This is a genomic window from Candidatus Pelagibacter sp. PS_44, assembly GCF_059417735.1.
The window spans coordinates 15,983-31,795 of sequence record NZ_CM182063.1; the positions used below are offsets into that span (position 1 = coordinate 15,983).

10 protein-coding genes and 1 tRNA gene are annotated in these 15,813 nt (G+C 30.5%); 7 read left to right on the top strand and 4 right to left on the bottom strand.

All coding sequences use genetic code 11. The annotated features are described in order from the left end of the window. Positions 1-96: 96 nt before the first annotated feature. Together AC5SLO_RS00095 and AC5SLO_RS00100 are read right to left on the bottom strand one after the other, a co-directional pair. On the bottom strand, positions 97-522 hold the full coding sequence (locus tag AC5SLO_RS00095; RefSeq protein ID WP_494573197.1) for a PaaI family thioesterase: 426 nt from the start codon (positions 520-522) through the stop codon (positions 97-99). A gap of 121 nt (positions 523-643) precedes the next feature. After that, positions 644-720 (bottom strand) — tRNA-Arg (locus AC5SLO_RS00100). A 74-nt stretch (positions 721-794) separates the two neighbouring features. Here AC5SLO_RS00100 and AC5SLO_RS00105 point away from each other — a divergent pair. The 4 genes from AC5SLO_RS00105 (at position 795) to AC5SLO_RS00120 (ending at position 7,314) form a co-directional block, all read left to right on the top strand. Then, on the top strand, positions 795-1,982 hold the full coding sequence (locus AC5SLO_RS00105; RefSeq protein WP_271516826.1) for an acetyl-CoA C-acetyltransferase: 1,188 nt from the start codon (positions 795-797) through the stop codon (positions 1,980-1,982). 129 nt (positions 1,983-2,111) lie between these two features. Next, the gene (aceE, locus tag AC5SLO_RS00110; protein WP_494573198.1) at positions 2,112-5,147 is read left to right on the top strand and encodes a pyruvate dehydrogenase (acetyl-transferring), homodimeric type; all 3,036 of its coding nucleotides are present in this window, start codon (positions 2,112-2,114) and stop codon (positions 5,145-5,147) included. 1 nt (position 5,148) lies between these two features. After that, positions 5,149-6,420, top strand: a complete 1,272-nt coding sequence (locus AC5SLO_RS00115) for a 2-oxo acid dehydrogenase subunit E2 (protein WP_494573199.1) — start codon at positions 5,149-5,151, stop codon at positions 6,418-6,420. A 6-nt stretch (positions 6,421-6,426) separates the two neighbouring features. After that, a complete protein-coding gene (locus AC5SLO_RS00120) occupies positions 6,427-7,314 on the top strand; it encodes a DMT family transporter (protein WP_494573200.1) in 888 nt (295 codons plus the stop codon). Here the strand turns inward: AC5SLO_RS00120 and AC5SLO_RS00125 are convergent. Further along, complete coding sequence (locus AC5SLO_RS00125) at positions 7,311-8,078, bottom strand: undecaprenyl-diphosphate phosphatase (RefSeq protein WP_494573201.1); 768 nt, start codon at positions 8,076-8,078, stop codon at positions 7,311-7,313. The two genes, AC5SLO_RS00120 and AC5SLO_RS00125, sit on opposite strands and share 4 nt — an antisense overlap. A 183-nt stretch (positions 8,079-8,261) precedes the next feature. On the opposite strand from AC5SLO_RS00125, the gene AC5SLO_RS00130 reads away from it, so the two are divergent. The 3 genes from AC5SLO_RS00130 to AC5SLO_RS00140 are packed head-to-tail and all read left to right on the top strand — an operon-like array spanning position 8,262 to position 15,089. Further along, positions 8,262-9,701: an NAD(P)-dependent oxidoreductase gene (locus AC5SLO_RS00130; protein WP_494573202.1), complete on the top strand. Its 1,440-nt coding sequence runs from the start codon at positions 8,262-8,264 to the stop codon at positions 9,699-9,701. Next, positions 9,701-14,206, top strand: a complete 4,506-nt coding sequence (gene gltB / locus AC5SLO_RS00135) for a glutamate synthase large subunit (RefSeq protein WP_494573203.1) — start codon at positions 9,701-9,703, stop codon at positions 14,204-14,206. The genes AC5SLO_RS00130 and gltB overlap by 1 nt, the downstream gene beginning before the upstream one ends. Position 14,207: 1 nt before the next feature. Next, on the top strand, positions 14,208-15,089 hold the full coding sequence (locus tag AC5SLO_RS00140; RefSeq protein WP_494573204.1) for an NAD-dependent epimerase/dehydratase family protein: 882 nt from the start codon (positions 14,208-14,210) through the stop codon (positions 15,087-15,089). On the opposite strand, the gene AC5SLO_RS00145 is transcribed toward AC5SLO_RS00140, so the two are convergent. Beyond that, complete coding sequence (locus AC5SLO_RS00145; protein ID WP_494573205.1) at positions 15,054-15,809, bottom strand: alpha/beta hydrolase; 756 nt, start codon at positions 15,807-15,809, stop codon at positions 15,054-15,056. The genes AC5SLO_RS00140 and AC5SLO_RS00145 overlap by 36 nt on opposite strands. Positions 15,810-15,813 lie beyond the last annotated feature (4 nt).

Consider the following 15,813-nt stretch of genomic DNA (forward strand, 5'->3'; position numbering starts at 1 on the left):
GTTGTTAGTGATAAAGAACAAAAATAGGTTAAAACATGACCGAATCGTTAGGGAAAAAGTTCTCATTTTTTTGTTTAATATTAGATTTGTTAAAACTTAACCACCAGGACCTAAATTAGATGGTTTTATTTTTAGAATTTTCCACAAACCTGATGCCGAAGTTATAATTTTATCGTTACACTTTAGCTCACAAAATAAAAATACTAGTGTATTTGTTTTTTTTAATATTTTTGTAAAACCAATTATTTCATCACCTACTTTTGAAGAACCAATAAATTTTAAATCTAAAGAAATAGTTACACACGGTGCATTTCCAGCAGCCCTGTGTGCTGCTGTGCCTGCTCCTGCATCGATTAAAGCTGAAAGAAAACCTCCATGGGTAATTCCAGCAGCATTTAAATGATTTTTATTAATTGTAGTTTTAAATTCATATTCAGTATCAGAAATAGTTCGGAATAAAACACCACCGTTGTGCTGCATAAAGCCAGGTTTAATACTTATCTGTTCAAATTTGTTGCTCATGGTTATTTATAATGTGAAAGTTAAAATTAATAAAATTATAAAAACTATAATAAAAAAATATATTACTGATTTTTGTAGTGATGATTTTAATAACCAATCTAACATTTTATTTTATCCTTTTTGGTGGACCGCCCAGAACTCGAATCTGGAATCTCCCGGTTCGTAGCCGAGCGCCTTATCCAATTTGGCCAGCGGTCCTTATTAAATAATTTACCCAACATATCAAAGTTTTTAATGTAAATTAACTTATAAAATATTATGATGTATTAGCAATGACCAAAAAATCAAACGATGTGGTTATTACAGCTGCATTGAGGACACCAATAGGCTCATATAAGGGATCGCTAAAAGATATTAGTGCTGAAAAATTAGGTGCATCAACTATTAAAGAGGCAATCATTAGATCAGATTTAAAACCTAACGAAATTGATGAGATAATCATGGGTCACGTTCTTACTGCTGGACTTGGACAAAATCCGGCAAGACAGGCATCAATATATGCTGGAGTTCCAATTTCAAAACCTGCCCATATTATTAATCAAGTATGTGGATCTGGATTAAGAGCAATAGTTTCAGGATATCAATCAATCAAATTAGGAGAAAATAATATTATTATTGCAGGTGGTCAGGAAAACATGTCTAGGGCACCTCACTCTATATTCTTTAGAGAAGATAAAAGATTAGATGAAAAAAAACTATTAGATACAATGCTAAAAGATGGATTAATAGACTCATTTAACAATTATCACATGGGAGTTACTGCTGAAAATATTGCTGAAAAATATAAAATTTCTAGGGATGAACAAGATATTTTTGCTTTAAATTCTCAAGAAAAAACTCAGAAAGCAATAAGTAAAAATAAATTTGATAATGAAATAATCAAATTAGAATTTAATATTGATAATCATAAATTAATTCTGGGGAAAGATGAACATCCAAGAGATAATTTAAATATAGAAGATTTAAAAAAATTAAAAACTGTATTTAAAAATAATGGAACAGTCACAGCAGGAAATTCATCAGGAATAAATGATGGTGCAGCAGCAACTGTATTGATGTCAAGAGAAGAAGCAGAACTACGAGGCATTGAACCATTAGCGAAGATAACATCTTGGGCAACTTGTGGGGTCGATCCAGCATTAATGGGACTGGGTCCAATTCAGGCTATTAATATGGCATTAAAAAAGGCTGGCTGGAATATTGAAGATATTGATCTATTTGAAATTAATGAGGCTTTTGCAGCACAATGTATTGCAGTTATAAGGGAACTTAAAATACCAAAAAAAATTGTTAACGTTAATGGTGGTGCAATCGCATTAGGTCATCCAATTGGCGCATCTGGAGCTAGAATAATGGTAACCTTAATTCATGAAATGATTAGAGAGAACAAAAGTAAGGGCTGTGCCTCTCTTTGTATTGGTGGTGGAATGGGCATAGCTATGTGCATTGAAAGAACTTAAAACTTTATTTTTATATAAATTGATAAGATTTATTAATTTTTTAAATAAAGTTGTTACAAAAAAGCCTATTTATTTCCATAAAATAATACCAATGTTAGGTTATATTCAGTGTATAAGTCATTTTAATATATGAGTGAAAAGCTGCTTGTCCCAGATATTGGAGATTTTGAAAAAGTTGAAATTATAGAACTTTTAGTAAAAGTTGGAGATGAAATTAAAGTTAATGATCCAATAATTACTATAGAGAGTGATAAATCTAGTGTTGAAATTCCAGCAACAGTTTCTGGAAAAGTAGAATTTTTAAATGTTAAAGTTGGTGACAAAGTATCCAAGGGAGATTTAATACTTAATATTAAATCTACAAATGATGCACCAGTTGAAAAGATTATACCTAAAGACACTGAAAGTATTATTAAAGATGCGGAGTCTACTTTAGTTACTGAAAAAGAAAAAACGTTATCACCAGAGCCAATTAAAGAAAAAAAACAATCTTCAATTCAAGTTATTAGTGAAAATGATATCGATCCTTTAGAAACTCAAGATTGGATAGAATCTTTATCTGCCGTTGTTGAAAAAGATGGAAATCAAAGAGCTCATTTTTTAATTAAAGAATTAATCAATAAAGCATATCAAAAAGGGGCCAATATTCCTTACACTCAAAATACACCTTATATTAATACAATCCCACCTGAAGCTGAAAGTAAATCAAATGGTGATCAAAATATAGAGAGAAGAATAAGATCATTAATTAGATGGAATGCAGCTGCAATGGTTGTTAGAGCAAATAAAAAATTTCCAGAATTGGGAGGACATATAGGTACCTTCGCATCTGCAGCTACTTTATACGATGTTGGAATGAATCATTTTTGGAGAGCAAAAAATAATAAATTTGGTGGGGACTTAATATATTTTCAAGGCCATAGTGCACCTGGCATGTATGCTAGAGCATTTTTGGAAGGTAGATTGAATGAAAAGCAGCTTGATCGCTTTAGGCAAGAAGTAAAGCCAGGTGGACTTTCATCATACCCACATCCCTGGTTGATGCCAAAATTTTGGCAGTTTCCAACTGTCTCAATGGGTCTAGGACCAATGCTTGCGATTTACCAAGCAAGATATATGAAATATCTAATTAATCGGGGTTTAATTAAAGATGAAGGTAGAAAAGTTTGGGCATTTCTTGGTGATGGAGAAATGGACGAGCCCGAATCTTTAGGTGCTATAGGATTGGCAGCAAGGGAAAAACTAGACAACTTAATCTTTGTAGTAAACTGTAATCTTCAAAGATTAGATGGGCCAGTAAGAGGTAATGGAAAAATTATTCAAGAATTAGAGGGAAGTTTTAGAGGCGCTGGATGGAATGTAATAAAAGTAATCTGGGGCTCATATTGGGATTCTTTAATTGCTAACGATAAAACTGGTCACTTAGTTAAACTTATGAATGAAACTGTTGATGGTGAGTATCAAGCAATGAAAGCTCGTGATGGTGCCTATGTTAGGAAAAAATTTTTTGGAAAATTTCCTGAAACTAAAGAAATGGTTTCTAGTTTATCCGATAAAGATATTTGGAGACTTAATAGAGGAGGTCATGATCCACATAAAGTTTATGCAGCTTATGACAAAGCATCAAAAAATGTAGGTAGCCCAACAGTTATAATAGCGAAAACGATTAAAGGCTATGGAATGGGTAAAACAGGGGAAAGTGTTAACACTACTCACCAAACAAAGAAACTGGATGTAGATGATTTACTATATTACAGAGATCGTTTTGATGTTCCTTTAACAGACGAACAGGTAAAAAATATTGAATACTACAAACCAGATGAGAAGTCTCTGGAGATTAAATACATCAAAGAGAGAAGACTAGGTCTTGGTGGATACCTTCCAGAAAGAACCAGTTATGCAAAACCGATTAAAGCACCTCCAAAAGATATTTTTGATTTTATGAAAGTGTCAACTGGTGAAAAAGAAATGTCGACAACCATGGCAATGGTAAGAATGTTCACAAATTTATTAAGAGACAAAAATGTTTCGCCAAGATTAGTTCCAATAATTCCTGATGAAGCACGTACATTTGGAATGGAAGGTTTTTTTCAAAAAATTGGGATATATGCTCATGAAGGTCAAAAATATGAACCAGAAGATTCAGCTCAATTGAGTTCTTACCGAGAAGATAAAAGTGGCCAGGTATTAGAAGAGGGAATTAATGAGGCGGGTGCAATGTCTTCATGGATTGCAGCTGCTACAGCATATACAAATCATGATATTGAAATGATACCAATCTATATTTTTTATTCGATGTTTGGTTTTCAAAGAATAGGCGATCTTGCTTGGGCTGCTGGAGATAGTCAGGCTAGAGGATTTTTAATTGGGGCAACAGCAGGAAGAACAACCTTAGCAGGTGAAGGATTACAGCATCAAGATGGTCATAGCCACTTAATAGCTTCAACAATACCGAATTGTGTAACATATGATCCAACATTTCATTATGAATTAGCAGTAATTTTTAGAGAAGGCCTAAGAAGAATGCATGAAAAAAATGAGAATGTTTTTTATTATATTACAACTATGAATGAGAATTATTCACATCCAGAAATGCCAAAAGATAAAAATTGTGAAGAGGGAATTCTTAAAGGAATGTATAAAATTAAAGAATTTACAAAATATAAAAAAACAAAAATACAACTTTTAGGCTCTGGTACAATTTTAAGAGAGATGATGATTGCTGCTGAAATTCTCCAAAATGAATACCAAATAGATAGTGAAATTTGGAGCGTTACTAGCTTTAATGAACTTAGAAAAGACGGAATGGAAGTTGAAAGATATAATCTTTTAAATCCTGATAAAGAACAAAAAGTTTCATTTGTTGAAAAATGTCTAGGTAAAAGTGAGGGTCCCATTTTAGCTGCATCAGACTATATGCGAATGAATTCAGATCAAATTAGACCTTACACAAATAAAAGCTTTTATTCATTAGGAACTGATGGATATGGCAGAAGTGATACTAGAAAAAATTTAAGAAAATTTTTTGAAGTAGACAAAGATCATATAGTTACTTATGGGTTAAGTGTCTTAGCAAAAGAACAGTTAATTGCTTCAAAATATGCAAAAGAAGCTATAAAAAAATATAATATTGATGGCAATAAGCCGATGCCAACAAAACTGTAAGATGACGGATAAAGAAATTAAAGTACCAAATATTGGTGAATTTAAAAATGTTGAGGTTATAGAAGTATTAGTTTCAAACGGTCAGTCATTATCTAAAAATGACCCATTAATTACAATTGAAAGTGACAAATCTAGTGTTGAAATACCATCTTCTGTTGATGGTAAAATTAAGTCAGTTAAAATTAAAGTAGGAGACAAAGTTTCAGAAGGTGATTTAATTTTAACTTTAGAAGAATCTAAAGAAGAAAAAAAGGTTGTAGAAAAGAAAGTTATAAACAAAGAAGAACCTACTGTTAATCAAAAAGATGAAAAAAAAGTTGAACAAATAAATCCAGTACATTCTTTAATTAAGAATAATATTGGAGAACATTCCTCTGCAAGTCCGAAGGTTCGTAAATTTGCTAGAGAACTTGGTGTTAATATTAATGAAATAGTAGGTAGTGAGAGACAAGGACGAGTTATAGAGAACGATGTTAAAAATTTTATAGCAACTAAAATTAATAGTGATCAGTTAAAAATTGAAACCCAACCTAAAAAAATTATAAGCGAGTTTTCTCATACTGATTTTGGTGAAGTTGAAATTAAAGATATACCAAGAGTAAAAAAACTAGCTTCTACTTATTTAGTAAATTCTTGGACAACGATACCACATGTAACCAATCATGATGAAGTAGATATAACTGAGATGGAAGATTTTAGAGCTTCGCTTACAGATATGTATACTGGTGAAAGAAAAAAAATTACTCCATTAGCATTTATTGTAAAAGCTTTAGTGGCATCATTAAAGAAATTTCCTAGTTTTAACTCTTCAATTGATGATATTGAGAATGGAAAAATAACGATGAAAAAATACTTTCATGTTGGCATTGCAGTAGATACCATTCATGGCTTAATGGTTCCAAAGATTAGAAATGTAGATAATAAAAATATTTCTTTAATAAGTAACGAGTTAAAAAAAGTTAGTGAACAATGTAAAAATTTAAGAATAGATAAAAAAGAATTTTTTGGTGGTTCTATGACCATTACTAGCTTAGGAGGTATTGGAGGTTCATTTTTTACTCCAATAATCAATTTTCCTGAAGTTGCAATATTAGGTGTAGGTAAAGCACAAAAAAAACAAATTTTTATTGATGGTAAGTTTAAAACAAGAACAATGCTTCCTATTTCTTTGTCGTATGATCATAGAATAATTGATGGAGCAGAAGCAGCCAGGTTTAATAATGACCTTAAAGAAAATCTGGGTAAAAATTTTGCTTATAAGTTAGCTGTATAAACCTTCATGTCAAAAACAGCCTCATTATTTAGTGCATTACTTTGCACATTGATATGGGGAACAACTTTTATTGCCCAAGATACAGGAATGGACGATATTGGTCCCTTTACATTTAATGCAGTAAGATTTTTTGTCGGATTTTTAGCAGTAACACCTTTAGCCTTTATTTTTGAAAGAAAAAATATTTCAAAATCTCTAAAAAAAGATAAAAAACAATTTATCAATTTAGCAGTATTAATAGGATTTTCATTATTTTTAGGTTCGGCTCTTCAACAAGTGGCATTGATGTATACTGATGTAGCAAATGCTGCTTTTTTTACGATTTTTTATGTACCATTGGTCCCAGTTATAGTTTTTTTGATATACAAAAAACCAATTCATTGGAGTATTTGGCCCTCAGTCATTCTTTGTGTAGTAGGAGGATATTTATTAACTAATTTTTATAGTGCGACAGTCAGAATTGGTGACACATTAGTAATATTGGGTGCTTTTTTCTGGAGTACTCACATTATATTTACTGGAAAGATTATAGAAAATTATAATTTACCTTTAACGATTGGGGCAATACAAACTTTAATTGTTGCGTTTTTATCTTTAATTATAGGATTATATTTTGAAGATTTTATTTGGTCAAATATTTTAAAAGAAAAATTTCAAATTTTATATGCAGGTATTTTATCAGGTGGACTTGCATTTGTTTTGCAGATTTATGCACAAAAAAATATTTCTCCTGCACCATCTGCTATAATCTTTTCTCTTGAAGGTGTTTTTGCAACAATAGCTGCATGGATCTTATTAGATCAAATTTTAGATATCAATAATCTTTTTGGATGTTTATTCATTTTATTTGGAGTTTTATTTTCACAACTAGCCCCAATAATTAAAAAGAATTAATTATAAATTATTAAAAGTAAAATTATTCCAACTATAACTCTATAAATTATAAAAATATTTAAAGAAAATTTATTAATGTACTTTAAAAAAAACTTTACTGTAAAATAAGAAAATAGAAAAGACAATGTTATTGCTATAAAGACTAGATAATTAATTTCAAAACTTTGTCCAATGATATCTTTTAAATTTAAAACGCTTGCTCCAGCTAATGCGGGCATAGCTAGTAAAAAAGAAATTTTACTAGAATCAAACCTATTAAATCTTAAGAACCTTGAAGCTGTTATTGTAATTCCTGCTCTGCTCACTCCTGGAATTAATGCTAAAATTTGAAAACAACCAATATATAAAACTATTTTTAAATTAAGATTAGAAGACATCTTTTTATCAAATTTACATTTATCAGCAAAATATAAAATAATTCCAAATATTAAAGTAGTCCAGGCAATTATTTTAATATCCCGTAAAAAATAAATTAGACCTGTTTTATACAAAACATAACCAACTATTATTAGTGGCATAGACCCAAAAACTATTAATAATAATAATTTTTGATTATGTTTAATGTTAAATAATTCTTCTCTAAAAAAAAAGACAATTGCCATTAGAGAGCCAAGATGTAAACTTACATCTATTAGCAAAGAGCTCGATTTAAAATCATATAAAGTAGAAACAACAATTAAGTGTGCAGAAGAACTAATTGGCAAAAACTCTGAAACACCTTGAATTAAAGATAAAATTATAATTTCAATTAAATTTGTGAGCATTAAAAGATTCGTAGCTTAAATAATCTTTAAATAAAACAATTCGATTTAAACATATTAGATATGCAAAAAGTATAATAAGTCTGTTAATCAATATATAATAAAAATTATAAGTCAGTATATATGACCTTATTAGTCTTTTTTAAAAGAAAATCGTGATATAGTATATATTTTGGAATAAAAGATATGTCAGATAAAATGCTAAAATTTGTAGATATAGGTCAACAAACGCCACCTAAAAGAGAAGTTGATAATAGAAAAAAAGATTTTAATGAAATTTATAAAGAATTTATCAATGAAAAAGCTAGTGAACAATCAAGCAGGTGCTCTCAATGTGGGGTTCCATTTTGCCAAGTACATTGTCCATTAAGTAATAATATTCCAGATTGGTTAAAACTGACAGCAGAAGGAAGATTAAAAGAAGCATATGAACTATCTCAAAGTACAAATAATATGCCAGAAGTTTGTGGAAGAATTTGTCCACAAGACAGACTATGTGAAGGAAACTGTGTAATTGAGCAATCAGGTCATGGCACGGTAACTATTGGATCAATTGAAAAATATATAACAGATAATGCATGGGAGCAAGGATGGGTACATCCGATAAAAGTTAATAATGAAAAAAATCAAAGTGTCGGAATTATAGGAGCAGGACCAGCTGGTTTAGCAGCGGCAGAACAACTTCGTAAACTAGGCTATCAGATTACTGTATATGACAGATACGATAGGGCAGGTGGATTATTGATTTATGGTATACCAAATTTTAAATTAGAAAAATTCGTAGTGGAAAGACGAACTAAATTATTAGAAGAAGGTGGAATTAATTTTATCCAAAATTTTGAAGTTGGTAAAGATGCAAGTTTAGATCAACTAAGAAAAAAACACGATGCATTATTAATTGCTACTGGTGTTTATAAAGCTCGTGAGATTGAATTACCAGGAAATGATTTAGGAAATATTTTTCCTGCAATGGAATTTTTAACAGCTTCAAATAAAAAAGGATTAGGTGATAAGGTAGAATTATTTGATAATGGAACTTTAAATGCTGAAGGAAAAGATGTTGTTGTAATTGGTGGAGGCGATACAGCAATGGATTGTGTAAGAACTTCAATTAGACAAAAAGCTAAATCAGTAAAATGTTTGTATAGAAGAGACAAAGAAAACATGCCTGGATCAGCTAGAGAAGTAGCTAATGCAGAGGAGGAAGGTGTTGAATTTGTTTGGCTATCAAGTCCAAAAAAATTTTTAGGTACAAATAAAGTTGAAGAATTAGTTGTAAATAAAATTAAACTTGGTGAAGCAGATGAAAGTGGAAGAAGAAAGCCAGAAATACAAAAAGATTCAAATTTTAATATTAAAGCAGATATTGTTATTAAGGCATTGGGGTTTGATCCAGAAGACTTACCCAAACTTTTTGGCTCAGATGATTTGCAAGTTACTAAATGGGGAACATTAAAAACTGATTTTGATACAATGGAAACTAGTTTGCCAGGTGTTTTTGCTGCTGGAGATATAGTAAGAGGAGCCTCTCTTGTTGTATGGGCAATCAAGGATGGAAGAGATGCTGCAGCATCCATAAAAAAATTTCTTGAAAGCAAAGAAATCAAAAAAGAAATGGTTGCTTAGTGAAAAATTATAAAAAAAACCTCAAAATACTTGAAGAAGGACATGTTTATTCAAAAGAGATGGAGCATGATGCTTGTGGAGTAGGTTTAATTGCTTCCACAGAAGGAAAAAAATCAAGAAAAGTAGTTGAATATGGAATTAATGCTTTAAAAGCTGTTTGGCATAGAGGCGCAGTCGATGCCGATGGCAAGACAGGAGATGGAGCTGGGATACATATAGAAATTCCATCTGATTTTTTTGCTGAAAAAATTGAAATTACAGGCCACGATCATGATGGATCTGAAATTTGTGTTGGAATGATATTTTTACCAAGAAATAATTATGAAGCTCAAGAAAATGCAAGAACAGTCGTTGAAAGCGAATTAACAAAAAGTAACTTTAGTATCTACGGATGGAGACAAGTACCTGTAAATCCAAAAGTTCTAGGAGAAAAAGCAAACCTTACTAGGCCAGAAATCACGCAGGTTTTATTTAAACATAATGATAAAAATTTAACTGAAAAAGAATTAGAGAGAAAAATTTACGAAACTAGAAGAAAAATTGAAAAGGAAGCAATTAAAAATGCAATTAAAGATTTTTATATTTGCTCGTTAAGCTCAAAATCAATTATCTATAAAGGAATGTTTTTAGCAGAGTCAATTGCAGACTTTTATGAAGATTTAAAAGATGAAAGATTTATTTCTAGATTTGCAATATTTCATCAAAGATTTTCTACAAACACAGCACCAAGTTGGGATCTGGCTCAACCTTTTAGAGCAATAGCTCATAATGGTGAGATTAATACACTTAAAGGAAACTTTAATTGGATGAAAGTCCATGAGCAAGAAATGGATAGCCCATTATTTGATGATATGGAAAACTTAAAGCCTGTTATTCCACCAGGGTCATCAGACTCAGCTTCTCTTGATAGTGTATTTGAATTATTAAATATTTCAGGTCAATCAGCACCACTTGCAAAATTAATGTTAATTCCTGATGCTTGGTCTAAAAAAAGCAAAACACTTCCAAAGGATCATTTACAATTATTTAACTTCTTAAATAGTACAATGGAGCCATGGGATGGACCTGCAGCAATTGCAGCAACAGACAATGAATGGGCCATAGTAGCTACCGATAGAAATGGTTTACGGCCAATGAGATACACAATTACTAAAGATAGAATATTGTGTGCCGGGTCTGAAACAGGAATGGTTGAGATCGATGAGAAAAAAATAGTTAAAAAGGGTAGATTAGGACCTGGTGAAATAATTGGTGTTAGAATTGCTAAAGGTAAAGTATTTACCAATATTGATATTAAAGATTATTTAGCTAAAGAATTTAAACATTTTAATAATCAAATTATTGATTTAGATAAAAAATTTCCAATTAAGAATGAAAAATCTATCTTTTCAGGAGACGAACTTAGAAAAAGACAGCATGCTTTTGGATATAGTTTAGAGGATTTAGAACTTATTCTACACCCCATGGCCGAAGATGGCAAAGAGGCCATTGGTTCAATGGGTGATGATACGCCTTTAGCGGTATTATCTGATAGGTATAGACCTCTTTATCATTTTTTTAGACAAAATTTTAGTCAAGTAACAAATCCACCAATTGACTCTCTTAGAGAAAATAAAGTTATGAGTTTAAAAACTCGTTTTGGTAACCTTGGAAATATATTGGATTTTACTAACTTAATTAAAGAAAATATATATGTTTTAGATAGTCCTATTTTATCTAATTCACAATTAGATAAGTTTATAAATTTTTTTGGTCAAAACTCTAAAACCATTGACTGTACTTTTTCAAAAGATGAAAATCTAGATAGTGCCATTGAAAGAATTCAAAGGGAGTCTGAAATATCTGCTAGGCAGGGCCTAACTCAACTGGTGCTAAGTGATAAAGATATTTCAAATGAAAGGTTGCCAATTCCAATGCTTTTAAGCGTTGGAGCAGTTAATACACATCTTATTAAAAAAAAATTAAGAGGTTATGTATCTATTAATGCTCAAACAGGAGAGGCCCTAGATACACATTCATTTGCAACTCTTATAGGAGTAGGAGCTACCACAGTTAACCCATATCTAGCATTAGATAGTCTATACCAAAGATTTGAAAAAAAATTATTTGGTAAATATGGATATGATGAATGCATAGAAAGATATGTGCAATCAGTAAATTATGGACTCTTGAAGATTATGTCAAAGATGGGAATTTCAGTTATTAGTTCTTATCGAGGGGGATGTAATTTTGAGACAGTTGGTTTGAGCAGGACAGTGGCATCAGCATATTTTCCTGGTGTTCTATCAAAAATTTCAGGCATAGGTTTAATCGGAATAGAAAAAAAATTAAGAACAATTCATAAAGAAGCTTTTGAAAGCACAGATTCCGTATTACCTATTGGTGGCATATACAGGTATAGAAAAAATGGTGAAGTGCATCAATATCAAGGCAAGCTAATACATTTATTACAAAGTGCTGTCTCATCTAATTCATATGAGGCATATAAAAAATATGCAGAAGGAATTTATAATCTACCACCTATTCATCTTAGAGATTTAATTGGTTTTAAAACTAAAAATTTAAAATCGCCTATTCAAGTCTCAGAAGTTGAGCCAATTGAAAATATATTAACTAGATTTGGAAGTGGGAGTATGTCTCATGGAGCATTATCAAAAGAGGCTCACGAAACTTTAGCTATAGGAATGAATAGAATTAAAGGTGCATCATGTAGTGGAGAAGGCGGAGAAGATGAAAAAAGATTTGTAAAAATGCAAAATGGAGATAGTGCAAATTCAAGAGTAAAACAAATTGCATCAGCTAGATTTGGAGTAACTTTAAAATATTTAAATAACTGTAATGAAATAGAAATTAAAATTGCACAAGGAGCAAAGCCTGGAGAGGGAGGACAATTACCTGGATTTAAAGTTACAAAAGAGATAGCTAAATTAAGACATTCAACACCTGGAGTAACATTAATATCACCTCCCCCTCATCATGATATTTATTCAATAGAGGATTTAGCACAGCTAATTTATGATTTAAAGCAAGCAAATCCCAAAGCAAGAGTTGGAGTAAAATTAGTAGCATCTTCAGGAATTGGAACAATAGCAGCTGGTGTTGCAAAAGCTAAAGCCGATATAATTTTAATCTCAGGACACAATGGTGGCACAGGTGCAACGCCTCAAACAAGTGTTAAATATGTAGGCATACCTTGGGAAATGGGATTGACAGAAGCCAATCAGGTTTTAACTTTAAATAATTTAAGACATAAAGTTACATTAAGAACAGATGGGGGAATTAAAACTGGAAGAGATATAGTTATTGCAGCCATGATGGGTGCAGAAGAGTATGGAGTAGCAACTACAGCGCTTGTGGCAATGGGATGTATAATGGTTAGACAATGTCATTCAAATACATGCCCAGTTGGAGTTTGTACTCAGGATGAAAAACTAAGAGAAAAATTTACAGGCACTCCTGATAAAGTAGTGAATTTATTTAGATTTATTGGTGAAGAAGTAAGAGAAATTTTAGCTGAATTAGGGTTTAAATCTTTAAATGAGGTAATTGGCAGAACTGACTTATTGCGTCAGATCAGTAAAGCATCACCCAATCTTGATGATTTAGATTTAAATCCACTTTTTGTTCAAACAGATGCTGGAGATAATACAAAATATTGTACGACACCAGAAATAAATGTAGTTCCAGATACTTTGGATCAAGAGATTTTGCCTGAAATAAAAGATAAGATAGGAAAAGTAAAAGTTTTAGAAAAAGAATTTATTATTAAAAATATACACAGAACTGTTGGAACTAGAATTTCCAATCACTTATACGAAAAATATGGATCAGAAGCTTTAGAGGAAAATTTTTTAACTTTAAATTTTAAGGGAACAGCAGGACAATCTTTTGGAGCCTTCGGTATAAAAGGACTGAAACTCATTTTGAAAGGAGATGCAAATGATTATGTTGGTAAAGGGCTTTCAGGAGCAACAATAGTTGTTAAACTTCCAGATGAAAGTAATCTTGTTTCATATGAAAATACAATAATTGGAAATACGGTTTTATATGGAGCAACTTCAGGTAAGCTTTTTGCAGCTGGTCAAGCAGGAGAGAGATATGCTGTTAGAAATTCAGGCTCAGTATCAGTTATTGAGGGTTGCGATTCCAATGCATGTGAATATATGACAGGGGGAACAGTAGTTGTTTTAGGTGATGTCGGAGATAACTTCGGAGCAGGTATGACGGGAGGTATGGCTTTCGTTTATAATATTAATAATGAATTTGATAAAAAAGCTAATCCAGAAAGTATAATTTGGCAAACGCCAGAAACAGAATACTGGATTAATTATTTAAAAGGATTAGTCAAAGAGCATCATATTGAGACAAATTCAAATTTATCTAAAAAGATAATTGAAAATTTTGATCAAGAAATTTCTAACTTTGTTCAAATTTGTCCAAAAGAAATGATTGATAAACTTGAAAACCCTTTAAACATAAAATCCATTATAAAAGAAGTAAGTTAAAGTGAAGGAAATAAATATTTTTTGTTTTGGTTTTGGCCAAGTAGCAAAAAATTTTATTAAGAAATTAAGTACAGAGAACTACAAGCTTAATTTATCAGTAACTTCTAGGTCAGAGTCATCAAAAAAAACCTCTAATGGTATTGAATATAATAATTATCTTTTTGATAATAAAAAATTTGATAGAGATTTATTAATTAAATTAAATCAAGCAACTCATATCTTAATTTCTATACCTCCAATTAATAAAGAAGATATTGTTTTAAAAAATTTTTCCGAATTCATTAAAAGTTCAAAAGTAAAATGGATAACCTATTTATCTTCAACTAGTGTTTATGGTGATCATAAAGGAGAATGGGTAAATGAAAATAGTGAAACAAATCCACTTTCCGATAAGGGTTTGGCAAGACTTGAATCAGAAAATTCTTGGATCTCATTTGCTAAAAATAATGAATTGCCGTTTCAAATCTTTAGGTTGTCAGGAATTTATTCTAATGAAAAAAATACTCTTTCACGCTTAAAATCAGGTGAAGTAAATATAATTAATAAAACAGACCACTACTTTTCAAGAATTCATGTAGTAGATATTGCAAACTTTTTATTTGCTTCAATTTTTAAATTTAAATCAGGAGAAATATATAATCTAGCAGATGATAAACCTTCATCCTCTGAGGAAATAATATTATATGCAGCAAAATTGTTAGGAATTAAAAATGTTAAAAAAATTGAAATAGATGAAATAAAAAGTGAAATATTAAAAAATTTTTACAAAGAGTCAAAAAAAGTGAGTAACAAAAAAATTAAAAATTATTTTAATTACAAATTAAAGTTTCCAAGTTACATAGAAGGTTTAAGCTATATTAGAGACAATTTTATTAAGTTCTAAAATTATTTTTTTCAGCCCCTTTTTTGTTGAAAGGCTGTGATCACCATCTTTAATTATTACTAATTTCTTTTTTGCATTGGTAAATATTTTTAAAACTTTTTTTGAATATACTTTTGGAACAACCTCATCTTTACTTCCGTGGATCATCACAACATCTATAAAAGATTTTATTTTTTTATTTAAAATTCTATTTTTTCTTCCATCTTTTATTAACTGATAAGTAATTGGATATTCATAATTGCCATGTTTTAAATGATAAATTCCATTTTTAATTATTTCTTTTTTCATTGGTTTGGAGAACTTTTTCCACATTAGGTTTTGTAAAAATTCTGGAGCTGAACCAATGCCTAAAAAACCTTTAATTTGATTTCCAAAAAATTTAAATTGGTTAAGTGAAAGCCATGCACCCATACTTGAACCTACTAAGATAAATGAATTTTTACCTACTATTTTTTTTATAGTTATTTTTACTTCTCTAGTCCACTTGCTGATATTGCCATCTGTAAATTTACCAGTTGATTTTCCATGACCTGAGTATTCAAGTGCAAGAAAACCCAGTTTGTTATTTTTGGTATATTTTAAAATAGCATTTGGTTTTTCACCCTCAATATTTGACATAAAACCGTGTAGAAAAACAATGTATAAGTTTTTCCTATAATTATTGGTAAGATATCTTACTTGTTTGTTATTTGAAATTTTGAGATATTTAAATTTATTCATATCA